Source organism: Kitasatospora fiedleri (genome assembly GCF_948472415.1).
Lineage (GTDB): Bacteria > Actinomycetota > Actinomycetes > Streptomycetales > Streptomycetaceae > Kitasatospora > Kitasatospora fiedleri.
This window is the reverse complement of sequence record NZ_OX419519.1, coordinates 5,116,915-5,138,114: the sequence shown is the minus strand read 5'-3', so window position 1 is coordinate 5,138,114 and position 21,200 is coordinate 5,116,915. Positions and strand designations below refer to the sequence as shown.

Here is a 21,200-nt window from a genome sequence, read left to right as displayed (position 1 = left end):
GGGCGTGCGGAGCCTTCCGCACGCCCCCTGGGCACGTCCGCACACCGACCGGTGCTACGGCTGCTGATCGGCCCTCAGCAGCCCGTAGGTGTACGCGTCCTCCAGCGCCACCCAGGACGCGGCGATCACGTTGTCCGCGACGCCGACCGTCGACCAGGTCCCGGTGCCGTCGGTGGACTCGATCAGCACCCGGGTCTTGGACCCGGTGCCGTGCTGGCCCTCCAGGATGCGGACCTTGTAGTCCACCAGCTCCAGCTTCGCCAGCGGCGGGTAGATCGGCTCCAGCGCCGCGCGCAGCGCCTTGTCCAGCGCGTCCACCGGGCCGTTGCCCTCGCCGGTGGCCACCTTCCGCTCGCCCTTGGCCCACAGCTTCACGGTGGCCTCGTTGCCCGCGAAGCCGTTCGGACCCTGCTCGCTGATGGACCGCCAGGACTCCAGCGCGAAGAACCGCTGCCGCTCGCCGCCGTTCACCTCGTCGCGCAGCAGCAGCTCGAAGGAGGCGTCCGCCGCCTCGTAGGTGTAGCCGAGGTTCTCCTGCGCCTTCACCCGGGCCACCACCCGGCCCGCCAGGTCGCGGTCGCCGGTCAGGTCGTAGCCCAGCTCCTTGCCCTTCAGCTCGATCGACGCCCGGCCGGCCATGTCGGACACCAGCATCCGCATGGTGTTGCCGACCAGCGCGGGGTCGATGTGCTGGTACAGGTCCGGGTCGACCTTGATCGCGGAGGCGTGCAGGCCCGCCTTGTGCGCGAACGCCGAGAAGCCGACGTACGGCTGGTGGGTGGACGGGGTCAGGTTCACCACCTCGGCGATGGCGTGCGAGATCCGGGTCATCTCGGCCAGCGCCCCGGCCGGCAGCACCCGGCGGTCGTACTTGAGCTCCAGCGCCGCCGCGACCGGGAACAGGTTGGCGTTGCCGACCCGCTCGCCGTAGCCGTTGGCGGTGCACTGCACGTGGGTGGCCCCGGCGTCGACGGCGGCCAGCGTGTTGGCGACCGCGCAGCCGGTGTCGTCCTGGGCGTGGATGCCGAGGCGGGCCCCGGTCTCGGCCAGCACGGCGGCGACGATCTCGCGCACGCCGGAGGGCAGCATGCCGCCGTTGGTGTCGCACAGCACCACCACGTCCGCGCCCGCCTCGTGGGCGGTCCGGACGACCGCCAGCGCGTACTGCGGGTTCGCCCGGTAGCCGTCGAAGAAGTGCTCGCAGTCGATGAACACCCGGCGGCCCTGGGCGCGCAGGAACTCCACGCTGTCCCGGACCATCTCCAGGTTCTCCTCCAGCGTGGTGCGCAGCGCCAGCTCCACGTGCCGGTCGTGCGACTTCGCCACCAGCGTCACCACCGGCGCGCCGGAGGCCACCAGCGCGGCCAACTGCGGGTCCTCGGCGGCCTTCCCGCCGGCCCGGCGGGTCGCGCCGAACGCCACCAGCCGGGCGTTGCGGAACTCCAGCTCGGCCTGGGCGCGGGCAAAGAACTCGGTGTCCCGGGGGTTGGCGCCGGGCCAGCCGCCCTCGATGAAACCGACACCGAACTCGTCCAGGTGGCGCGCGATGGCCAGCTTGTCCGCCACCGTGAGGTTGATGCCCTCGCGCTGGGCGCCGTCGCGGAGCGTGGTGTCGAAGACGTGGAAGCCGTCGCTGGGGCGGCTGTTGGCCTCGGTCATGGCCCTGGGTTCTCCGTTCGGTGGAGTTACTGCTGCCGGGATCGGAATCCGGCTCCACTGTCCAGCATCCCGCGCGCGTCCCCGGTGTCTCCGGCCCCCTCGTGAGGGCCCGGGCCGGTCCGGGAGGCAAAACAAAAGACCCCTCGCGGGTGCGAGAGGTCTGCGCGCGGGTCTGGACGCTCGTGGTCGCTCCGCGATCTGGGTGTAGCCGTGGAGCGGTCACTGCGGACCGGCGCGCCTGCTGCTAATCATCAGCGAAAGCGAGGACACCCTCGCAGTCTTGCACACGCCCCGCCGGACGGGAGGGCCGTCTCGCCATCCGGAACGGGTCAAGCCAGCCGGTCCGTCGCCAGGTCGAACCCGAACGGCTTCGGCAGCGGCAACGGGTCCCCGAACGGCACGGAGGTCGTGGCGGCGTACTCCCCGCTCTCCGGGTGGCTGTGCAGCACCACCTTGCCGGCCTTGCGGTCCACCAACAGGTACAGCGGAATCCCCGCCGCGGCGTAGCCCTTCCGCTTGTCCCAGCGGTCCTTCGCGGGGTTGCTGGAGGTGACCTCCAGGACCATGACGATCCCGTCCGGCTTCATCCACGCGGGCCGGCCGTCGAACGCCCCCTCGTGGGCGAACGTCCCGTCGGGGGTGAACCTGCCGCCGGGAACGATCAGTCCCTTGTTCCCGGCGAACGTGATGTCCGCGTCGCACAGCCGGAACACCTGGCGGACGATCCGGCCGATGGCGCCCTCGTGGTCACCGTCCGGCGGTGGCGTCACGACGATCCCTCCCTCGAAGAGCTCGGCCTTGAACCCCTCCGGGGTGTCCAGGGCGAGGAATGCCTTGAGGAGGTCGTCCTCCGGGCTGCGGTGGACGTCGGCGGTGTCGTACGTCGCGGCGCTCATCGTCACTCCCTCCGATCCGGGCTGCTCAATGAGTGGGGCGTTCCGAGGTTATCCGGCCCGGGCGTTCCGCCATGGAACGCCCGGGCCCGGGACCGGTGGTCAGGCGATGGTGTGCATCCAGCCGTGGGCGTCGGCGGCCCGGCCGCCCTGGATGGCGAGGAGGGCATCGCGGAGCTTGAGGGTGACGGGGCCGGGCTCGCCGGTGGCGACGGTCCAGTCGGCGGTGGCGGACTTGACGTGGCCGACGGGGGTGATGACGGCGGCGGTGCCGCAGGCGAAGACCTCGGTGATGGTGCCGTCGGCGTTGCCGCGCTTCCACTCGTCGGTGGAGATCCGCCGCTCCTCGGTGCGGTGGCCGAGGTCGGCGGCCAGGGCGAGCAGCGAGTCGCGGGTGATGCCGGGGAGCAGGGAGCCGGAGAGCTCGGGGGTGACGACGGTGGCGTCCTCGCCCTCGCCGAGCACGAAGTAGAGGTTCATGCCGCCCATCTCCTCGACCCACTTGTGCTCGGTGGCGTCGAGCCAGACCACCTGGTCGCAGCCCTTGGCGGCGGCCTCGGCCTGGGCGACCAGCGAGGCCGCGTAGTTGCCGGCGCACTTGGCGGCGCCGGTGCCGCCGGGCGCGGCGCGGACGTAGTCCTCGGAGAGCCAGACCGAGACCGGCTTGACCCCGCCGGAGAAGTACGCGCCGGCCGGCGAGGCGATGATCATGAAGAGGTAGGAGTTGGCGGGGCGCACGCCCAGGCCGACCTCGGTGGCGAACATGAACGGCCGCAGGTAGAGGCTCTGCTCGGGCTGGTTCGGCACCCAGTCGCGGTCCTGCTGGACGAGCAGCTCGACGGCCTCGACGAAGGTCTCGATCGGCAGCTCGGGCATCGCCAGCCGGCGGGCGGAGGCCTGGAAGCGGGCGGCGTTGGCCTCCGGGCGGAAGGTGGCGATCGAGCCGTCGGCCTGCCGGTACGCCTTGAGCCCCTCGAAGATCGACTGGCCGTAGTGCAGCGTCATGTTGGCCGGGTCGATCTCCAGCGGCGCGTACGGCGTCAGCTGGGCGTCGTGCCAGCCCAGGCCCTCGGTCCAGCGGACGGTCACCATGTGGTCGGTGAAGACGCGGCCGAAACCGGGGCTGGCCAGTCGGGCCTCGCGCTCCTCGTCGGACAGGGGGCGTGCGGAGGGCTTGAGGTCGAACGTGATGGGCGCCGGGATGGGCGTGCTCATGGCTGTCTGTCCTTCACCGTGGGGTTGGGCTGGGCCTCCAACCGTCAGGGCGGGGGAACGCATGACGGCACGGCCCACTGTCGATACTCGCATCCAGAGGGCCGTGCCGAACAGCCGGGCGGCTGTGCTCGCGCTATGAACCGGCCCACCGGCCGGAGACTGTCTTCCGGCCGGTCAGCCGGATACTCGGGCGGCGAGCGCGTCGCCGACCTCGGAGGTGGAGCGGGCGCCGGAGCGGGCGGCGAGGTCCGCGGCGACCGCGTCCTCGACCCGGGCGGCCTCGGCGGCGAAGCCGAGGTGCTCCAGCAGCATGGCGACCGAGAGGACCGTGGCGGTCGGGTCGGCCTTGCCCTGGCCGGCGATGTCCGGGGCGGAGCCGTGCACCGGCTCGAACATCGACGGGAACTCGCCGTCCGGGTTGATGTTGCCGGACGCGGCCAGGCCGATGCCGCCGGTGACGGCCGCGGCGAGGTCGGTGATGATGTCGCCGAACAGGTTGTCGGTGACGATCACGTCGAAGCGCTCGGGCTGGGTGACGAAGAAGATCGTCGCCGCGTCCACGTGCAGGTAGTCGGTGGTGACCTCGGGGAACTCCCGGCCGACCTGCTGGAAGATCCGGGTCCACAGGTGGCCGGCGTGCACCAGCACGTTGTTCTTGTGGACCAGCGTGAGCTTCTTGCGCGGCCGGCCCTGGGCCCGGCGGTACGCGTCCCGGACCACCCGCTCGATGCCGTACGCGGTGTTCAGCGAGACCTCGGTGGCGACCTCCTGCGGGGTGCCGGTGCGCAGCGTGCCGCCGTTGCCGACGTACGGGCCCTCGGTGCCCTCGCGGACCACCACGAAGTCGATCTCCGGGTCGCCGGCCAGCGGCGACTTCACGTTCGGGAACAGCTTGCCCGGACGCAGGTTGATGTACTGGTTGAAGGCGAAGCGCAGCTTCAGCAGCAGCCCGCGCTCCAGCACGCCGGACGGCACGCTGGGGTCGCCGATGGCGCCGAGCAGGATCGCGTCCTGCCCCTTGATCTCCTCCAGCACCGCGTCGGGAAGGGTCTCCCCCGTCCGGTGGTAGAGCCGTGTGCCGAGGTCGTACTCGGTGGTCTCCAGCTTGACGTCGGAGGGCAGGGCGGTGCGGAGCACCTTGAGGCCCTCGGCCACGACCTCCTGGCCGATGCCGTCACCCGGGATCACTGCGAGACGAATGGTGCGAGACATAAATCGGACACTACAACCCGTCCCACGGCCTGAGCACGCACCGTCCACCATCCGGACGGGCGGTCAGACCAGCTCGATCTCGACCGGGAACGGGTGCTCGACCTTGAGGCGGTCGTGGAAGATCCCGGTGGGCGTGTAGCGGTTGCTCGCCGGGTCCAGCTCGTAGGCGTGGACGACCGGGCGCCCGTCGACGTTCTCCACCCGCCAGAAGTGGCGGATGCCGGCGGCGGCGTACTTGCGGGGCTTGGTCTCGCGGTCGCGCTCCTCCGACTCCTCGGACACCACCTCGACGACGAGCAGCACGTTCTCGGCCCGGCAGAAGGTGGCACGGAGTCCCCAGGCCGCGTGTGCGTCGACCAGCATCAGATCCGGTTCCGGACGGTTCCGCTCATCGAGGACGACGGTCATCGAGCGCCACACCTCCCAGTCGGGCGGCGCGGCTTGCAAGGCGCTGTGCAGCAGGGTCGCGGTCCGCGTCTCCCACTTGGTCCGCGGAGCGGTGAAGATCAGGCTCCCGGCGATCAGTTCGGTGTGCGGCGGGGCGTCGGGAAGCCGGTCCAGGTCCTCGGCCCGGTAACCGCGGGCGGGCGGGCGGATCCAGTCCGGGTAAGGCGTCAGCTCCTCGGCGCGGTCCATCCGGTCAGCCGCCGTTCGGGGTGAGGAGCTGGACGCGGCGGCCGGTCGGGTTGAGGTGGTGGAGGACCAGGGCGGAGGACAGCGGGGTGTGCAGGACCTGGCCGGGGTGGACGGGGGTGAGGACGGGAGTGGGGAGGGCGGGGTCGAGGGGGTAGGGGCCGAGGGTGGCGAGGGCGTCGGCGGGGTCCTCGGAGGGGGCGGTCCAGAGGGTGTAGCGGGGGTGGGTGAGCGGGGGGAGGGCGGTGAGGCGGACGGGGAGCAGGAGGGTGTCGGAGTCGAGCAGGGCGGTGTCGGTGTCGCCCCAGCGGCCGTTGAGCGGCTGGACGTCGAGTTCGGCGCCGGTGCGGGCGTCCAGGGTGCGGGCGACCAGGACGTCGCTGCCGGGGAGGCGGTCGGCGATCACGGTGGCGTCGGGGGTGCCGTCGCCGTCGGCGTCCAGCGAGGCGCGCACGCCGAGGGCGCCGGCGGGGGTGGCGGCGGGGGCCCACAGGACGGCGGCGAGGTAGAGGGTGCCGTGGCCGTCGACGGCGGCGGCCGCGCGGCGCAGGTTCGCGGAGCGCTCGGCGGGGTCGTCGACGCAGAGGTCGGTGTCGGCGGCGGGGCAGTCCGGCCAGCGCGGTCCTTCGCCGCCGGGCTGGAGGACGCTGAGCAGGCCGGGGCGCGGGGCGCCGGAGACGGCGAAGGTGGCGGCGGTGCCGAGCACGGTGGTGGCGGAGGCGGCGCGCGGGGCGGCGAACAGCGGGACGCGCAGCGGCGGGAGGGTGTCGTCGGCGGGGGTGAGGGTGAGCCGGCCGGAGAGTTCGCCGCGGTAGCTGCGGGCGTGTCCGGCCTGGAGCAGGTCGAGGGTGGGGTCGGGGGCCCGGCCGAGGTCGGGGCCGAGCCGGAGGGTGACGGTGACGGTGGCGCTGCCGTGCGGCGGCAGGTCGACCCGGGCGGGCGAGATACCGAAGGACGCGCCGGGCAGCGCGGTGGCGGGCGCGTAGCCGGTGGCGTACGCGAGCGGACGGTCGCCGAGGTTGCGGACGGTCACCTCGCGGGTGGCGGTGGCGGCGCCGGTGGCCTCGACCACGCCGAAGGAGACGCCGACCGCGCCGTCGGTCTGCGCGCCGTACGCGAGCACGGGGGTGCGGACCGCGGCGTCGACCCGGGCCCGGCCGCTGCCGGTGCGCTCGGGGCCGTACACCGGGCCGGTGCGGCCGTCGTGCAGGTAGGTGTCGGTGGCGGTGTCCATCAGCGCGGCCTTGACCTGGGCCGCGTCGTAGTCGGGGTGCGCGGAGCGGACCAGCGCGGCCAGGCCGGCCAGGTGCGGGGTGGCCATCGAGGTGCCGTCCTCGCGCATGCCGCCGGTGCCGGTGCCCGCCTTGGCGGACCAGACGGTCTCGCCGGGGGCGGCCAGGTCGGGCTTGACGACGCCGTCGACGCCGATGCCGCGGGAGGTGAAGGAGGTCAGGGTGTCGGTGCGCTCCGGCTGGTCCTGCGGGACGGCGCCGTGCAGCGGGTTGCCGGGGGTGGCGAGCCGGACGGCGACCGGGCCGCCGCCGAGCGCCTCCAGCAGCCGTTCGCCGTCGGCGCGGGCCAGGATCGCGGCCGGAATCCGGTCGTCGCCGGCGATCTCGCCGAGGTTGTCGCCGTCGGCGGCGTAGAGCGCGCCGACGGCTCCGGCGTCGGCGGCGTGGTCGGCGCGCGGGGCGGAGCCGCAGGCCCGGTCCGGGTCCTTGGTGGTCCAGCGCAGGACGGCGACCTTGCCGCGCAGCCGCTCGGCGTCGGCGGGCGAGAAGGGCGCGCAGCCGTCCGACTGGTCGGCGGGGACGGCGAGTTCGCCGCTGACCTCGGTGTCGTCCCAGTGCGTGTACTTGCTGCTCCAGTGCGCGGGGACGTCCCCGGCCAGGGCGGCGGGGGCGAGCACGGTGACGCCGTCGGCGTCGCCGTGCGGGTCGACCGAGGCGGCGGCGGTGAGCACCCGGGCGGCGGTGCCGGGGCTGCCGCCGACGCCGTACACGTCGCCCTCGTTGCCGGCGGCGGCGACCACGACGGTGCCGAGCGCGGCGAGCCGGTCGGCGGCCAGCGCGTCGGCGTCGCCGGGGCGGCCGTAGGGGCTGCCGAGCGAGAGGTTGACCACGTCGAGGCGGTCGGACGGGTCGCCGTCGCCGTCCGGGTCGGCGGCCAGGTCGAGGGCGGCGGCGAGCTGGTCGGTGGAGCCCTCGCAGCCGAACACCTTGATCGCGTAGAGCCGGGCGCCGGGGGCCGCGCCGGGGGCGACCCGGAAGCCGGCCGGGTCCAGGCCGGGCCGGTAGGGACCGCGGTAGGTCCCGCCGTCGGCGGTGACGCCGTACCCGGCGGCGGTGCCGGCCACGTGGGTGCCGTGGCCGTTGGCGGCGCAGTCGAGCGGGTTGTCGTCGGGGTGCGGCTCGGGCTGGTAGTGGGCGGCGGCCGGGTCGGGGTCGTAGTCGTCGCCGACCAGGTCCTTGCCGCCGACCACCTTGGCGTTGGGGAACAGCCCGGCGGGCGCGGGCGCGGCGCCGTCCACCGCGCGGTACGCCTCGGCGGTGCCGGGGCCGCCGAAGTCGGCGTGGGTGTAGTCGATGCCGGAGTCGACGACGCCGATCCGGACGCCCTCGCCGGTGCGGCCCTCGGGGCCGTCCCAGACCTGCGGGGCGCCGGTGAGCGGCACCGAGTACCCGTTGGCGCGCCGCTTGGGCGTGACGGGGCGCACCGCGCGGACCCCGGGCAGGGCGGCCAGCCGCGGCAGCTCGGCGGCGGGCAGCCGCAGGGCGAGGCCGCTGACCAGGGTGCGGGTGCGGTAGAGCGGGCGGGCGTCCGGGACGGCGCGCCGCAGGGCCGCGGTGAGCGTGTCCAACGAGCGTTCCGCGACGGCCCGTTGGGCCTGTCCGGCGGTGGCGGCGGCGCGCCGGGTCTGGTCGGGGGTGCGCAGCTCGCGGCGGGCGTCGTCCCGGGCCCGCTGCCAGGCGGTGGCGGCGGGCTCGGTGTCGAGCTCCACGAACACGGTGGTGCGGGGTCCGTCCGGGCCGGCGGCCTGGGCGGCCGAGGCGGGGACGACGGCGGCCGGGGCGAGCAGGGCGAGGGCGGCGAGGAGGCCGAGAGGGGTGCGCACGGCCCCAAGGTAGGAGCCGCCGCCGGGCCGGGCGGGGAGGTTCACCGCACGGGTGACGGTCCGTCACCCGTCCGGCGCAGCAGCGGGATCGGCGGTCAGTCGGCCACCTGGGCGCCGTTGTCGCGGCGGTCGAGGGCGCGCTGCAGGGCGGCCGCGGTGCGCGGGTCGGCCGGGACGGCGCGGCGGCGGCGCCGGGCCGCGGGGCGGGCGGCGGTGGCGGTCTCGGCGGCGGCGGGGGCGGTGGTGCGGTCTGCGACGAACGGCATACCGGGCTCCTTGGTGCGGGGGCGCGACGGCGCGCTGGCGGGGTGAGGGGGGTACGCCGAGCAGGGATCGCCTGCCGCACCGCGTACGGGCCGTACGGGCCGCTCGCCCCGTCGTTGCGGGGGTGGCTCACCGTAGGACTACTCCACGGTACGACGGCGGGGCCGCGAGGTCAGCAGATTTACTTGGATTTCCTAGTATCTGAGACGGAGTTCACTCCCGGGTATGCGAACGGCCCTTCCGCCTCAAGGTCGGAAGGGCCGTTCGAAGCTGCCGGGGCGTCAGCCCAGGTTCACCGAGCGGGCGAACTTGGCGCCGATCGCGGTCGCGATCTCGGACAGGACCTCCGGGGAGACCTCGCTGTCCACGGTGATCGAGGCCAGCGCGCTGTCGCCGTCCCGGGCGACCTGCATGCCGGCGATGTTGATGCCCGCGTCGCCGAGGATGCGGCCCAGGGTGCCGACCACGCCGGGGCGGTCCTGGTAGTGGAAGAACGCCATGTGGTCGGTGAGCGCCACGTCGACGTCGAAGCCGTCCACGCCGACGATCTTCTGGGCCTGCTTCGGGCCGGACAGGGTGCCGGAGATCGACACCTCGCCGCCGTCGGCCAGGGTGCCGCGCACGGTGATCACGTTGCGGTGCTCGGGCGACTCGCTGGAGGTGGTCAGCCGCACCTCGACGCCGCGCTCCTGGGCGAACAGCGGGGCGTTGACGTAGGACACCGTCTCGGCCACCACGTCCTCGAACACGCCCTTCAGCGCGGAGAGTTCGAGCACCTTGACGTCGTGCTGGGTGATCTCGCCGCGGACCTCGACGTCCAGCCGGACGGCGACCTCGCCGGCCAGCGCGGTGAAGATCCGGCCGAGCTTCTCGGCCAGCGGCAGGCCCGGGCGGACGTCCTCGGCGATCACGCCGCCCTGGACGTTGACCGCGTCCGGCACCAGCTCGCCGGCCAGCGCCAGGCGCACCGAGCGGGCGACCGCGATGCCGGCCTTCTCCTGCGCCTCGTCGGTGGAGGCGCCCAGGTGCGGGGTGGCGACCACGTTGTCGAAGGCGAACAGCGGCGAGTCGGTGCACGGCTCCTTGGCGTACACGTCCAGGCCGGCGCCGGCGACCCGGCCCTCCTGGAGCGCGCGCAGCAGCGCGTCCTCGTCGACGATGCCGCCGCGGGCGGCGTTGACGATCCGCACGCTCGGCTTGACCTTGTGCAGCGCCTCGTCGCCGATCAGGCCGATGGTCTCCGGGGTCTTCGGGAGGTGGACGGTGATGAAGTCCGCGACCTCCAGCAGCTCCTCCAGGGAGAGCAGCTTGACGCCCATCTGGGCCGCGCGGGCGGCCTGGATGTAGGGGTCGTACGCGACGATCTTCATGCCGAACGCGGACATCCGCTGCGCGACCAGCACGCCGATCCGGCCGAGGCCGACCACGCCGAGCACCTTCTCGCTCAGCTCGACGCCGGTGTACTTGTTGCGCTTCCACTCGCCGCCCTTGAGCGCGGCGTTGGCGGGCGCGATGTTGCGGGCGACCGAGATCAGCAGGCCGCAGGCCAGCTCGGCGGCGGTGACGATGTTCGAGGTCGGCGCGTTGACGACCATCACGCCGGCCTTGGTGGAGGCGGCCACGTCCACGTTGTCCAGGCCGACGCCGGCCCGGGCGACGACCTTCAGCTTCTTGGCGGCGGCCAGCGCCTCGGCGTCCACCTTGGTGGCGGAGCGGATCAGGATGGCGTCGACGTCGGCGATCGCGGTCAGCAGCTCGGTGCGGTCGGCGCCGTTGCAGTGCCGGATCTCGAAGTCGGGGCCCAGCGCGTCGACGGTGGCGGGCGACAGCTCTTCGGCGATCAGTACGACAGATTTGCTCACGACAGTGTGTCCTTAACTGTCCGGTTCACCCCGCCGCACGGAGGTGGCGCGCACAGGGCGGGGGGAAGGTGGCATGTCGCGTAGCTAGACGCACGACGCTGTGGGCCTGACGCGTGGTTCGGAGTCTATCGGCGGGGTGGTACGGGGACTGCTCCCGTCCGGCGAAATCACCCGGACGGGAACAGCCTTGTTGTACAACCGGGAGGAGGCGGGCTCAGGCCTCCTGGTCCACCCAGCTCATCAGCTTGCGGAGCTTCTTGCCGGTGGTCTCCAGCAGGTGCTCGCTGTCCGCGTTCTTGTACTCGTTGTACTTCGGCAGGCCCGCCTTGTACTCGGCGATCCAGGTGTTGGCGAAGGTGCCGTCCTGGATCTCGGCGAGGACCTTCTTCATCTCGGCCTTGGTGTCGGCGGTGATGATGCGGGGGCCGGTCACGTAGTCGCCCCACTCGGCGGTCTCGGAGACCGACCAGCGCATCTTCTCCAGGCCGCCCTCGTACATCAGGTCGACGATGAGCTTCAGCTCGTGCAGGCACTCGAAGTAGGCGATCTCGGGCTGGTAGCCCGCCTCGACCAGGGTCTCGAAACCGGCCTTGACCAGGGCGGCGGTGCCGCCGCAGAGGACGGCCTGCTCACCGAACAGGTCGGTCTCGGTCTCCTCGGTGAAGGTGGTCTTGATGACGCCGGCCTTGGTGCCGCCGATGCCCTTGGCGTAGGACAGCGCCAGGTCGAAGGCCTTGCCGGTGGCGTCCTGCTCGACGGCCACGATGCAGGGGACGCCGCGGCCCTCCTGGTACTGGCGGCGGACCAGGTGGCCCGGGCCCTTCGGGGCGACCATGCAGACGTCGACGTCGGCCGGCGGCTGGATGAAGCCGAAGCGGATGTTCAGGCCGTGGCCGAAGAACAGGGCGTCGCCCGCCTTCAGGTTCGGCTCGATCGCGTCCTTGTAGACGTCGGCCTGGATCGGGTCCGGCACCAGGATCATGATGACGTCGGCCTCGGCCGCGGCCTCGGACGGGGTCACCACGCGCAGGCCCGCCTCCTGGGCGGCGGCGCGGGACTTGGAGCCCTCCAGCAGACCCACCCGGACGTCCACGCCCGAGTCGCGCAGCGACAGCGCGTGGGCGTGGCCCTGGCTGCCGTAGCCGATGACCGCGACCTTGCGGCCCTGGATGATGGACAGGTCGGCGTCGTCTTCGTAGAACAGCTCGGCCACGGGGGCACATCTCCTTGCGTGGTGGTGGTGCCGGGGGTTCCTACCGTAGGCCCACTCGGCGGACTTCGATGGCAGTGCTCAGTTGGTAAGACGGTGGTGGCGGGCAGGTCAGGCGGAGCGGTCGAGGGCCCGCAGCGAGCGGTCGGTGATGGAGCGGGCGCCCCGGCCGATCGCGACCAGGCCGGACTGCACCAACTCCTTGACGCCGTACGGCTCCAGCATCCGCAGCATGGCCTCCAGCTTGTCCGAGGAGCCGGTGGCCTCGATGGTCACCGCGTCGGGCGACACGTCGACGGTCTTGGCGCGGAACAGCTGGACGATCTCGGTGACCTGGGAGCGGGTCTCCGCGTCGGCCCGGACCTTGACCAGGACCAGCTCGCGCTGGACCGCCTGGGACTGGTCCAGCTCGACGATCTTGATCACGTTGACCAGCTTGTTGAGCTGCTTGGTGACCTGCTCCAGCGGCAGTTCCTCCACGTTGACCACGATGGTCATCCGGGAGATGTCGGGGTGCTCGGTCGGGCCGACCGCGAGCGAGTCGATGTTGAACCCGCGGCGGGAGAACAGCGCGGCGATCCGGGCGAGCACGCCGGGCTTGTTCTCGACCAGGACGGACAGGGTGTGCTTGGACATGGTGGTCATCGCTTTCTAGTCCGTCAGTCCAGGTCGTCGCCGAAGTCGGGGCGCACGCCCCGGGCGAACTGGATCTCGTCGTTGCTGGTGCCGGCCGCGACCATCGGCCAGACCATCGCGTCCTGGTGGACGATGAAGTCGATGACCACCGGGCGGTCGTTGATCTCCATCGCCTGCTTGATCACGGCGTCCAGGTCCTCGGGGCGCTCGCAGCGCAGGCCGACCGCGCCCATCGCCTCGGAGAGCAGCACGAAGTCCGGGACGCGGGTGCCCTGGGCGGGCGGCTCGATGCCGTCGTGGTCCGGGCCCGAGTGCAGCACGGTGTTGGAGTAGCGCTGGTTGTAGAACAGCGTCTGCCACTGGCGGACCATGCCCAGCGAGCCGTTGTTGATCACCGCGACCTTGATCGGGAGGTTGTTCAGGGTGCAGGTGGTCAGTTCCTGGTTGGTCATCTGGAAGCAGCCGTCGCCGTCGATCGCCCAGACCGGGACGTCGGGCCGGCCGGCCTTGGCGCCCATCGCGGCCGGGACGGCGTAGCCCATCGTCCCGGCGCCGCCGGAGTTCAGCCAGGTGGCGGGCTTCTCGAACCGGATGAACTGGCTGGCCCACATCTGGTGCTGGCCGACGCCCGCGGCGTAGATCGCGTCCGGGCCGACCAGCTGGCCGATCCGCTCGATCACCTGCTGCGGGGAGAGCTCGCCCTCGGGGGCCGGCTCGTAGCCCAGCGGGTAGGTCTTCTTCCACTCGTTCAGCCGGACCCACCACTCGGTGTAGTCGCCCCGGCGGCCGGCGTCGAACTCGGCCTGGACGGCGACGATCAGGTCGGCCAGCACCTCGCGGGCGTCGCCGACGATCGGGACGTCCGCCGCGCGGTTCTTGCCGATCTCGGCGGGGTCGATGTCCGCGTGCACGACCTTGGCGTGCGGGGCGAAGGAGTCGAGCTTGCCGGTGACCCGGTCGTCGAAGCGGGCGCCCAGAGCGAACAGCAGGTCGCTCTTCTGCAGCGCGGTGACGGCGGGGACCGAGCCGTGCATGCCGGGCATGCCCAGGTGCTGCGGGTGGCTGTCCGGGAAGACGCCGATCGCCATCAGGGTGGTGATCACCGGCGCGCCGGTCAGCTCGGCCAGGATGCGCAGCTCGGCGCCCGCGTTGGCCTTGAGCACGCCGCCGCCGACGTACAGCACCGGCCGCTTGGCGTTGACCAGCAGCTTGGCGGCCTCGCGGATCTGCTTGGCGTGCGGCTTGGTGACGGGGCGGTAGCCGGGCAGCGCGGTCTCGACCGGCCAGCGGAAGACGGTCTGCGACTGGAGGGCGTCCTTGGCGATGTCGACCAGGACCGGGCCCGGGCGGCCGGTGGCGGCGATGTGGAACGCCTCGGCGATGACCCGGGGGATCTCGGCCGGGTCGGTCACCAGGTAGTTGTGCTTGGTGATCGGCATCGTGATGCCGCAGATGTCCGCCTCCTGGAAGGCGTCCGTGCCGATCGCCTTGGAGGCGACCTGGCCGGTGATCGCGACGATCGGCACCGAGTCCATGTACGCGTCGGCGATCGGGGTGACCAGGTTGGTCGCGCCGGGGCCGGAGGTGGCCATGCAGACGCCGACCCGGCCGGTGGCCTGCGCGTAGCCGGTCGCGGCGTGGCCGGCGCCCTGCTCGTGGCGGACCAGGATGTGGCGGACCTTGGTGGAGTCCATCAGCGGGTCGTACGCGGGGAGGATCGCCCCACCCGGGATGCCGAACACGGTGTCGGCGCCCACGGCTTCGAGCGAGCGGATGAGCGACTGCGCGCCGGTCATGGTCTCGGTGGTCTGGGGACCCGGAGCGTGGGCGGCCGGGTGGTCCCCGCGGCGGGGGGTTGCGGCGTGCTCAGTCATCTGCCTGTCTCTTCTCGGGTTCTGCTCGGGGGGCGACGGTCCGGGCGGCGAACGGTCCCGGCCGGTCTCCGGCGCTGCCTCAATCGTCCGGATTTCAGGTGGTTGAGGCCAGGTGCGGGGCGGTGGCCAACCAGCATTCGTGCAACAAAAAACCCCTCGTGCCCAGGGCATGCGAGGGGGAGGCGCGTCAGGCTGGTTCAGCCGACGCGCCCGCCAAGTACGAGAATTCGGGTGGTCATGGCACCGACCTTCCTCCCACGCAGTGGCGGGTGTCAAGCTGGTGGGACCGCCGTCTCACCATGCGGGCCGCCGCTCGGACCGCCCACCGGGTGCCGTTGTGGCAGGTCGAGGCCGGTGTGCGGGGGGCCCGGGCGGGCGGTGGCGGCCTCGGCCAGACCACCCGTCCGCGGGTCGGGGGTGAGCAGCGGACGGCGGCCCGCCCCGCCCTGGGGCTGCCGCGGCACCGGGTAGCCGCGGCGCAGCAGGGCGCGGCGCAGCCGCAGTTCGTCCAGCGGCCGGTCGAAGGCCAGACCCTGGCCGCGGCGGCAGCCCAGCTCCTGCAGGACGGCCACCTGCCGGGGGTGGTCCACCCCGTCGGCGCCGGTGGCCAGGCCGAGGTCGCGGGCCAGCCGCAGCGCGTGGCCGGCCAGCGCGCGGGTCAGGGTGGACTCGGCGATGTCCTGCACCAGGCTGCGGTCGAGCTTGAGCGCGTCGAACGGGAGCCGGGCCAGCGCGCCCAGCGAGCCGCCGCCGGCGCCGAACCCGGCCAGCGCGGTGGACACCCCGAGGCGGCGCAGCGCGGCCAGCCGGCGGCCGAGTTCGTCGGCCGTCGCGTCCGGCCCGGTCCGGGCCACCTCCAGCACCAGCAGCTCGGGCGGCAGCCCGGTGTCGCGCAGCGCGGCGGCCAGCGTCTCGTACAGGCCGGGGGCGCAGATCCGCTCGGCGGCGAGCCGGACGGTGACCGGGACGGGCGGGGCGGCCGGGCCGTCGGCGCGGCGGCGGGCGGCGGCGGCGACCGCCTCGGTGAGCAGCCAGCGGGTGAACCGGGTGGCGGCGTCGCCGGATTCGGCGGTGCGCAGGAACTCGGCGGGGGTGAGCAGCAGCCCGCCGGCCGAGCGCCAGCGGGCCTGCGCCTCGACGCCGGTGAGCCGGCCGCCCGCGAGTTCGACCACCGGCTGGTGGAGCAGGGTGAAGGAGCCCTCCCGGACGGCGGCCCGCAGCCGCTCCTCCAGCTCGCCGCGGCGGTCGAGCTCGGCGCGCATCGCGGGGGTGTAGAGCACCACCCGGCCCTTGCCGCGGGACTTGGCCTGGTACATCGCCAGATCGGCGTTGCGCAGCAGCTCGTCGGCGGCGGCCGCGGCGGGCCCCTCGGCGCCGTCCCGGCCGCGGCGGACGGCGCTGCGGCCACCGGCGTCCTCGCTGCCCGCGGCCTTGCTCCCCGCGTCCGGGCGGGCCGGGGTGGGCGCGGGTTCGGGCACCGGCAGCGGGGCGTCGGGGCCGAAGGCGATGCCGATCGAGGCGGCGACGCCGAGTTCGGCCCCGGCGATCCAGTACGGCTCGGAGAGCGCGCCGCGAATCCGCTCGGCCAGGTCGCGGACCTGCGGGTGGCCGAGCCGGCCGCGCACCAGCACCGCGAACTCGTCGCCGCCGAACCGGGCCACGGTGTCCTCGCCGCGGACGGCGGACTGCAGCCGGCGGGCGGCCTGCACCAGCAGTTCGTCGCCGACCTGGTGCCCGGCGCTGTCGTTGACCGCCTTGAAGCCGTCCAGGTCGAGGAAGAGCACCGCGACGGTGGTGCCGACCGGGCCCTGCGCGGAGAGCGCGGCCCGGACCCGCTGGGCGAACAGGGCCCGGTTGGGCAGGTCGGTGAGCGGGTCGTGGAAGGCGTTGTGCTGGAGCTGGGCCTGCAGCCGGACCCGCTCGGTGATGTCGCGGCTGTTCAGGATCAGGCCGTCCCGGTACGGGTTGACGGTGGACTCCACGTGCAGCCACTCCCCCTCGCCGGAGCGGATCCGGCACTCGACCCGGGCGGAGGGCTCGCCGTTGCTGAACCGGGCCCCCCTGGTGCGGGCCAGGATGCGGCGGACCTCGGCCAGCACCCGGTCGACGTCCTCGGGGTGGACCAGGTTGAGCAGGTTGCCGCCGACCAGGTCCTCCGGGTCCCGGTTGTAGACCCGCAGCGCGGCGGGGCTGACGTAGGACAGCGCCCCGGACGGCCCGGCGATCATGATGACGTCGCTGGAGCCCTGCACCAGGGAGCGGAAGTGCGCCTCCTTGGTGGCGAGTTCCTGCGCCAGCGAGAGGTTGTCCAGCAGCATCACGCCCTGCCGGACGATCAGCGCCAGGCCGACGGTGCTGGCGGCGGCCAGCATCACCCGGTCCAGCGGGCGGCCGCCGAGCGCGTTGTAGAGGATGCCGGCGGTGCACACCGCCGCCGCCGCGTACGGGGTGAGCGCGCTGAAGGTGGAGGACACCCGGCGGCGCGGCAGGCCCTGGGCGGACGGGTGCTCGCGGGACGGGCGGCGGCGGTGCTGCCAGGGGGCCCAGGCCAGCAGCAGCGATCCGGCGAACCAGCCCGCGTCCAGCAGTTCGCCGGAGTGGTAGTCGCTGTGGAACTGCGGGGTGGTGAACAGCGCGTCGCAGACCACGGTCAGCGCCAGGCCGAGCATCGCGGTGTGCACCGCCGTCCGGTTGCCGTCCCGGCCCCGGAAGCGCAGCCCGACCACCAGGCTGACCAGCAGGATGTCCAGCACCGGGTAGCCCAGGCCGAGGGCCAGCTTCAGCGGGTCGTCGCCGTCGCCGGCCGCGACCCGGCCCAGCGCCAGGCTCCAGCTGAGCGTGAACAGCGAGCCGGCCACCAGCCAGCCGTCCAGCAGCAGGCAGAGCCAGCCGGCCGGGGTGCGCGGGCGCTGGGCCAGCACCAGCAGGCCGATGATGGCCAGCGGGGCGAACAGCAGGAAGGTGTAGTCGGCCAGCGAGTCCGGCGGCAGCGGCCGGCGGAGCACGACCTCGTACCAGCCCCAGGCGCCGTTGCCGAGCGCGACCATCGCCGAGGAGAGCCCGAACAGCAGCCAGGCCGGCCGGGTGTGGCCACCCACCGCGACGCCGTGCGCCAGACAGGACAGGGCGGCCACGAGGGCCGCCCCGGCGAGACCGAAGTCCCCCATCACCAGCGCGAGTTCACTCGACCCCCAGCCGACGGCGGCGCCGGCGGCGTACCCGGCGCAGAGCACCGCGAGCAGCCCGGCCGTCAGGCGGCGGAGCGGGGGACGGGCAGGCGGCGCCGACTCGGTGGAGTTCAATCGACATCTCCCCCTCCGGCCCGCGGCCGTACCGGTGTTCCCGCTTCGGACCCTACACCACTGCGGTCACGCACTGGCACGTCCGCTCAACTTAGAGTAATGAACCGCAGGTGGCGCGGAGCCGGTTGGCGGCGGGATCGCCCGTTCGGCTCAGGCGGACCGGGGCGGCGGCGGTGCCGGGGGCGGCGTCCGGAGCGGTGCACGGCGGGCACGCGGCAGGCCCGGGGCGGGGCCGGGGCGGGGCCGGGGCGGGGCCGGGACGGTTCGTGACGGGGGTTCAGGAGCCGCTGGTGGCGGGCTCCTCGTCCGGGAACAGCCGCAGCCGGTGGGCCAGCGCGGCGGCCTCGCCGCGGCCGCCGACGGCGAGCTTGGCCAGGATGTTGGAGACGTGCACGCTGGCGGTCTTCGGCGAGATGAACAGCTCTTCGGCGATCTGCCGGTTGCTCCGGCCCAGGGTGAGCTGGCGCAGCACGTCCCGCTCGCGCGGGGTGAGACCGAGGCCCGGGTCGGTGCCGGCGGCGGCCCGGCGGGCCAGGCCGAGCCGGCCGGCCAGCAGTTCGGCGTCCCGGCGGGTGGTCAGGTCGCCGCGGCGGCGGGCGAGTTCGGCGGCCTCGTGCAGCAGGTCGGCGGCGGCCTCCCGGTCGCCGTTCGCGGCGGCGTCCTCGGCGGCGCGCAGCAGGGCCAGCGCGAGCGGGCCGGGCAGGGCGGCGGCGCGCAGTTCGGTGACGGCCCGCTGCCGGTGGTCGGCGGTGGGGCGGCCGGCGGCGCGGGCGAGTTCGCCGGCCAGCAGGGCCGCCCAGCCGCGGTCGAGGGCGCAGCGCGGGGTGAGCCGGGCGGCCTCGGCGGCGATCCGGGCCAACGCGGCCTCGCCCTCGGGGGTGCGCGGGTGCTGGTCGGCCTCGGCCTCGGCGGCGTGGGTGAGCAGCGGGAACAGGTGGCCGCCCTGCCGGGTCAGCACGGTGCCGTCGAGCGCCTCGGCGAGCCGGTCGCGGGCCTGTTCGGGGCGGCCGAGCCGGACGGCCAGCCGGACGCCGAGGGTGGCGGTGGGCAGGACGTGCTGGGGCTGGGCGCCGCCGCCGCCGCTGGCGTGGGCGGCGGCCCAGTGGGTCTCGGCCTCGGCCAGGTCGCCGCGGAGCAGGGCGAGTTCGCCGCGCAGCCGGTCCATGAACTCGCCGTGGGTGTCGGCCTCCGGCTTGTCGTCCCAGTCGGCGAGGACGGCGGCGGCCTCCTCGGTGCGGCCGGCGGCGAGCAGCGCCTCGGCGAGGTTGCCGGTGAGGATCGGGCCGGTGTTGAGCATCAGCCCGCTGCGGCGGGCGGCCTCCAGGCCCTGCCGGGCGGCGGTGGCGGCCTCCTCGGCGCGGCCGACCGAGAGCAGCAGGCTGGCCAGGTTGTTCAGGCCGCGGGTGTGCACGTCGGCGTTGCCGAGCGGGCGGGCCTGTTCGACGGCGGCGGCGAGCAGCGCGACGGCCCGTTCGGCGTCCGCGGAGTCGCCGAGCAGTCCGGCCAGGGTGACCCGGGCGTGCACCTCGACGGAGGGCGCGTCGGCCTGGCGGGCGACGTCCACGGCCCGTTCGGCGGTGGCGACGGCGGCGGGGCCGGGGTTGCGGAGCAGGGCGTGGGCGGCCTCCAGGGCGAGCGCCTCGGCCTGCACGGCGGACGGGCCGAGGTCCTGGACCAGCCGCTGGGCGTACTGGATCTCCTCCAGGCCGCCGCTGCGCTTGAGCTGGTCGAGCATCTTGGCGCGCTGGAGCCGGAACCAGGCGGCGCGCAGCGGGTTGCCGGCCTCGTCGACCAGGGCGAGGGCGCGGCGGGCCAGGCCCTGGCCGCGGTCGCGGTCGCCGGCCCGGCGGGCGGCGACCACCGCTTCGGCCAGGACGTCGACGAGTTGCAGCCGCTCGCAGTCCTCGTGCTCGCCGTCGTCGCAGGCGCAGGGCGGGTAGGTCTCGGCCCAGTCGTAGGGGCGCAGGGTGGTGGCGAGGGTCTGTTCGGAGACGGTGTCCCAGAGTTCGACGGCCCGTTCGAGCATGGTGAGCTGTTCGGCGAAGGCGTTGCGGCGGCGGGCGGCCCGGGCGGCGTCGAGGGCGGCGGGCAGCGCCCGGGCGGGCTGGTGGGCGTGGTACCAGTAGTCGGCGAGCCGGGCGGTGCGCTGTTCGGCCCGGACGAGTTCCGGGTCGGCCTCCAGGACGGTGGCGAACCGCCGGTTGACGGCCTGCCGCTCGCCGGGCAGCAGGTCGTCGGAGACCGCCTCGCGGACCAGCGCGTGCCGGAACCGGTAGCCCTCGCCGTCGGTGTCGGGGCGCAGGATGTTGGCGCCGACGGCGGTGCGCAGGGCGGCGATCAGCGCGTCCTCGCCGGTGCGGGGGCCGCCGGGGCCGCTCTCGGCGACCACGGCGGCGAGCAGCGCGTGCTCGATCCGGGAGCCGCCCTCGGCGGCGATCCGGACGACCCGCTGGGCCTCCTCGGGCAGCGCCTCGACCCGGACCAGCAGGATGTCGCGCAGCGATTCGGTGACGCAGGCCAGACAGCCGTCGCGGTAGGCGGCGGCGAGCTCCTCGACGAAGAACGGGTTGCCCTCGGAGCGGCGGTGGATCCGGTCCACCACGTCCCGGCCGGGGGTCTCGGGGCCGAGGATGCCGGCCAGTTGGGCGGCCACCTCGGGCCGGTCCAGGCGCTCCAGTTCGATCCGCTGGACGGTGCGCAGCCGCTCCAGTTCGGCCAGGAACGGCCGCAGCGGGTGGCGGCGGTGCAGGTCGTCGGTGCGGTAGGTGGCGACGATCAGCACCCGGGAGCGGTGCAGGGTGCGGACCAGGTAGGCGAGCAGCTCCCGGGTGGAGCGGTCCGACCAGTGCAGGTCCTCGATGGCCAGCACCAGCGTCCGGTCCCCGGCCAGCCGCTCGAACAGCCGGGCGGTGTGCTCGAACAGCCGGGCCCGGCCGTACTCGTCGTTGCCCTCCCCGTCGGTCTCCCCGAAGTCCGGCAGCAGCCGGGCGAGGTGGCCCTCCAGCCCGGCGGCGGCGGCGTCCAGCTCCGGCCCGAGCCGCCGGTGCAGGCGGCGCAGCGCCGCCGAGAGCGGGCCGTACGGCAGGCCCTCGGCGCCGACCTCCAGGCAGGCGCCGAGCGCGGTGACCGCGCCGTCCGCCTCGGCCCGGGCCAGGAACTCCTCCAGCAGCCGGGTCTTGCCGACCCCGGCCTCGCCGCCGACCAGCACGGCCTGCGGCTCCCCCGCCCCCGCCCGGTCCAGCCCGGCACCGAGCAGGCCGCTCTCCCGGCCGCGTCCGACGAAGACCGGGCTGACTGTCTGCTCCATGCCGGTGAGCATGCCACA

Annotated in this window: 13 protein-coding genes; all 13 read right to left on the bottom strand. The window is 74.1% G+C overall.

Going from position 1 to position 21,200, the window contains the following annotated elements:
• Positions 1 to 54: 54 nt before the first annotated feature.
• Entirely contained in the window at positions 55 to 1,659 is a 1,605-nt protein-coding gene (gene cimA / locus QMQ26_RS23620) for a citramalate synthase (RefSeq protein ID WP_282202612.1), read from the bottom strand.
• Positions 1,660 to 1,988: 329 nt separating this feature from the next.
• Positions 1,989 to 2,555: a Uma2 family endonuclease gene (locus QMQ26_RS23615; RefSeq protein ID WP_282202611.1), complete on the bottom strand. Its 567-nt coding sequence runs from the start codon at positions 2,553 to 2,555 to the stop codon at positions 1,989 to 1,991.
• Between the two features lie 99 nt (positions 2,556 to 2,654).
• Positions 2,655 to 3,767, bottom strand: a complete 1,113-nt coding sequence (locus QMQ26_RS23610; protein ID WP_282202610.1) for a branched-chain amino acid aminotransferase — start codon at positions 3,765 to 3,767, stop codon at positions 2,655 to 2,657.
• 174 nt (positions 3,768 to 3,941) lie between these two features.
• Positions 3,942 to 4,979 (bottom strand): 3-isopropylmalate dehydrogenase, encoded by a 1,038-nt coding sequence (locus QMQ26_RS23605; RefSeq protein WP_282202609.1) that lies wholly within the window; start codon positions 4,977 to 4,979, stop codon positions 3,942 to 3,944.
• Between the two features lie 63 nt (positions 4,980 to 5,042).
• Positions 5,043 to 5,615: a Uma2 family endonuclease gene (locus QMQ26_RS23600; RefSeq protein ID WP_282202608.1), complete on the bottom strand. Its 573-nt coding sequence runs from the start codon at positions 5,613 to 5,615 to the stop codon at positions 5,043 to 5,045.
• A gap of 4 nt (positions 5,616 to 5,619) precedes the next feature.
• The gene (locus QMQ26_RS23595) at positions 5,620 to 8,727 is read right to left on the bottom strand and encodes a S8 family serine peptidase (protein ID WP_282202607.1); all 3,108 of its coding nucleotides are present in this window, start codon (positions 8,725 to 8,727) and stop codon (positions 5,620 to 5,622) included.
• A gap of 95 nt (positions 8,728 to 8,822) precedes the next feature.
• Positions 8,823 to 8,993, bottom strand: a complete 171-nt coding sequence (locus tag QMQ26_RS23590; RefSeq protein ID WP_159073072.1) for a hypothetical protein — start codon at positions 8,991 to 8,993, stop codon at positions 8,823 to 8,825.
• Positions 8,994 to 9,272: 279 nt separating this feature from the next.
• Positions 9,273 to 10,853, bottom strand: coding sequence for a phosphoglycerate dehydrogenase (gene serA / locus QMQ26_RS23585; protein ID WP_100836254.1), 1,581 nt, complete (start codon positions 10,851 to 10,853; stop codon positions 9,273 to 9,275).
• 214 nt (positions 10,854 to 11,067) lie between these two features.
• Positions 11,068 to 12,066: a ketol-acid reductoisomerase gene (gene ilvC / locus QMQ26_RS23580; RefSeq protein WP_033214860.1), complete on the bottom strand. Its 999-nt coding sequence runs from the start codon at positions 12,064 to 12,066 to the stop codon at positions 11,068 to 11,070.
• A gap of 108 nt (positions 12,067 to 12,174) precedes the next feature.
• Entirely contained in the window at positions 12,175 to 12,699 is a 525-nt protein-coding gene (gene ilvN / locus QMQ26_RS23575; RefSeq protein WP_100838483.1) for an acetolactate synthase small subunit, read from the bottom strand.
• 23 nt (positions 12,700 to 12,722) lie between these two features.
• Positions 12,723 to 14,573 carry an acetolactate synthase large subunit gene (locus QMQ26_RS23570; RefSeq protein WP_282202606.1) on the bottom strand — a complete coding sequence of 617 codons (1,851 nt, stop codon included), beginning with the start codon at positions 14,571 to 14,573 and terminating at the stop codon, positions 12,723 to 12,725.
• 272 nt (positions 14,574 to 14,845) lie between these two features.
• Positions 14,846 to 17,875: a putative bifunctional diguanylate cyclase/phosphodiesterase gene (locus QMQ26_RS23565; protein WP_282202605.1), complete on the bottom strand. Its 3,030-nt coding sequence runs from the start codon at positions 17,873 to 17,875 to the stop codon at positions 14,846 to 14,848.
• A gap of 277 nt (positions 17,876 to 18,152) precedes the next feature.
• Positions 18,153 to 21,182 carry a helix-turn-helix transcriptional regulator gene (locus QMQ26_RS23560; protein ID WP_282202604.1) on the bottom strand — a complete coding sequence of 1,010 codons (3,030 nt, stop codon included), beginning with the start codon at positions 21,180 to 21,182 and terminating at the stop codon, positions 18,153 to 18,155.
• Positions 21,183 to 21,200: the final 18 nt, after the last annotated feature.

What these genes read in the sequence shown, in the direction of transcription:
- cimA (WP_282202612.1), bottom strand. Translation starts at nt 1,659, where the DNA reads ATGACCGAGGCCAACAGCCGCCCCAGCGACGGCTTCCACGTCTTCGAC.
- QMQ26_RS23615 (WP_282202611.1), bottom strand. Translation starts at nt 2,555, where the DNA reads ATGAGCGCCGCGACGTACGACACCGCCGACGTCCACCGCAGCCCGGAG.
- QMQ26_RS23610 (WP_282202610.1), bottom strand. Translation starts at nt 3,767, where the DNA reads ATGAGCACGCCCATCCCGGCGCCCATCACGTTCGACCTCAAGCCCTCC.
- QMQ26_RS23605 (WP_282202609.1), bottom strand. Translation starts at nt 4,979, where the DNA reads ATGTCTCGCACCATTCGTCTCGCAGTGATCCCGGGTGACGGCATCGGC.
- QMQ26_RS23600 (WP_282202608.1), bottom strand. Translation starts at nt 5,615, where the DNA reads ATGGACCGCGCCGAGGAGCTGACGCCTTACCCGGACTGGATCCGCCCG.
- QMQ26_RS23590 (WP_159073072.1), bottom strand. Translation starts at nt 8,993, where the DNA reads ATGCCGTTCGTCGCAGACCGCACCACCGCCCCCGCCGCCGCCGAGACC.
- ilvN (WP_100838483.1), bottom strand. Translation starts at nt 12,699, where the DNA reads ATGTCCAAGCACACCCTGTCCGTCCTGGTCGAGAACAAGCCCGGCGTG.
- QMQ26_RS23570 (WP_282202606.1), bottom strand. Translation starts at nt 14,573, where the DNA reads ATGACTGAGCACGCCGCAACCCCCCGCCGCGGGGACCACCCGGCCGCC.
- QMQ26_RS23560 (WP_282202604.1), bottom strand. Translation starts at nt 21,182, where the DNA reads ATGGAGCAGACAGTCAGCCCGGTCTTCGTCGGACGCGGCCGGGAGAGC.